The sequence below is a fragment of the Pseudonocardia terrae genome (assembly GCF_021343995.1).
Classification (GTDB): Bacteria; Actinomycetota; Actinomycetes; order Mycobacteriales; family Pseudonocardiaceae; genus Pseudonocardia; species Pseudonocardia terrae.
On sequence record NZ_JAJTTE010000135.1, the window covers coordinates 1 to 2,059 of the forward strand.

1 protein-coding gene is annotated in these 2,059 nt (G+C 73.0%); it reads left to right on the forward strand.

Features of this window, described 5'->3' with window-relative positions; translation table 11 throughout:
• Window positions 1-232: 232 nt before the first annotated feature.
• Window positions 233-1,702, forward strand: a complete 1,470-nt coding sequence (locus tag LWC33_RS34560; RefSeq protein WP_233308922.1) for an IS110 family RNA-guided transposase — start codon at window positions 233-235, stop codon at window positions 1,700-1,702.
• The last annotated feature ends 357 nt before the right edge of the window (window positions 1,703-2,059 follow it).

The window sequence follows — 2,059 nt, forward strand, 5'->3', positions numbered from 1 at the left end:
GAACTAACCGACCTGGCAGCCTAAACCGGTGTCAATAAAATCGGGAACACTCTACGGGTGCCCCGGATGAGGGAAGTAGACCGGCCCCCTTGGCGGGTCGGGTCTGGTTGCAGCACATGAGTGGGAGCCGTCGTCAGGATCGCTTGCCGCCCGTGGGGACCGTGGCCGATCAGTGCGCCGCCCTGCGCGGAACAGCCCGGAGCGACAAGGCCCGGCTGCAGGGAGGACGCGGATGCAACGACGACTGGTGGGCATCGACCTGGGGATCGCCAGCGCGCACACCGTGCGGGTGCTCGACGAGGCGGGTCGCACGGTGTGTCGGGGCCGTAGTGGGCCGACGGTGGCCGAGCTGTCCCGGATCGAGGACGCCGCCCTGCACGGCGCCGCGCCGGGGACCCGGCTGGAGGTGGTACTCGAGCCGACCGGGCCGGCGTGGCTGCCGGTCGCGGTGTTCTTCCTCGGCCGCGGGCACACGGTGTTCCGGGTCTCCAGCGCGAAGGCCGCGGACCTGCGCCGGTTCCTGTCCCGGCACGCCAAAAGCAACGGCATTGACGCCGACACCCTGGCCCGGTTGCCGCTGCTCGACCCGGGCGGGCTGCGCCCGCTGGAGCTGCCTGGGGCGCAGATCGCGGCGCTGGATCGGCGCGTGCGGGCCACCGACCGGCTCACCCAGGCCGCGGCCGCGCACAAGGTGCGGATCAAAGACCTGGTCCGCCAGCTGCTGCCGGCCACCCCGCTGACCGGCGAGCTCGGGCAGGCCGACCTGGCCGTGCTCGAGCGCTGGGCCGACCCGCGCGCGCTGCTCGCCGCTGGCCCGGCCCGGCTCACCACCGTGATCGGCAAGGCCTCGCGCGGGCAGCAGGGCGCCGCACGGGCCGCGGCCTGGCGGGCCGCCGCCACCGCCGCGGTCGAGCTCTACGCGGCCTATCCGGCGATGCCGTTCCCTGACCTGGCCGCCGAGGTCGCCACCGAGGTCCGGCTGCTGCGCGCCGTCCAGGCCGAACTGGCCGAGCACGCCGCACACCGCGAGCACGCCTACCGATGGGTCGACCCCGGCCAGCTCGCGCGCAGCCTGCCCGGCCTGGCCCGCGTCGGCGCACCGGCACTGGTCGCCATCGTCGGCGACCCCGCCCGGTTCCCCACCGCGCGCCGGTTCCGCTCGTTCACCGGGCTCGCCCCGCGCACCAGCGAGACCGGTAACACCGACCGCAAGGGCCAGCCCATGTCCAAGGCCGGGCCGGCGCTGCTGCGCACCACCCTGATCCGGGCCGCGGACAACGCCCGCCGCCAGGACCCGCAACTAGCGAAGATCTACTACACCCAGATCGTCGGACGCGGCGCCACGCACACCAAAGCGCTCTGCGTGGTCGCCGCCGCGCTGGCCGAACGCGCCTGGGCGGTGCTGCGTCGCGGCATGCCCTACGTCATCTGCGACACCGACGGCACCCCCGTCGACCCCGCCACGGCGAAGGCGATCATCGCCGAGCAATGGACCGTCCCCACCGAGGTCCGGGCCCGCCGGCGCGGCCGCAAGAGCCCCGCGACACACAAGGCGGGGAAGGCCCCTCACGGAGTCCCCGCGGGACACATCAGGTCCGACGCCCGAGGGCGTCGACAAACGAGGCGACCTTCCCCACCGACCATCCTCACGCGGCCGACAACCCCCACGCAAGACACCGCCTTGACAGGGGATCATCCATAGGGAATCAGTTAAGGAAGCCGTCGAACTTCGGCTCGTAGACCCACTTCTCCCCGACCGGCAACTCCCCCGTACTCACCGCAGCCATCGGCGGCAGCGGGTACGGCACGGGGCTGACGACGGGCACGATAAACAGATCACCGAGGGTCCTGATCGGCGGACGAGCCGTCACCACGACTGGGAAGGCCTCGGGCAGTGGGCGCGGCGCGACGGCCCCGCCCGGCGCGCCGCGACCGACCACAACAGCGTGCCAGCTCGTCTGCGACGGCCCGTGGGGCCGGGCGAGAAGATCTCGCCCGGCCCACACCCGAGTTTGATCAGAAGGCTTAGTGCGTGACGCAGGTCAGCCGCGCAGTGCCG

Bases quoted from the DNA above. Each gene is read 5' to 3' on its own strand.
- LWC33_RS34560 (WP_233308922.1), top strand. From the start codon at position 233: ATGCAACGACGACTGGTGGGCATCGACCTGGGGATCGCCAGCGCGCAC.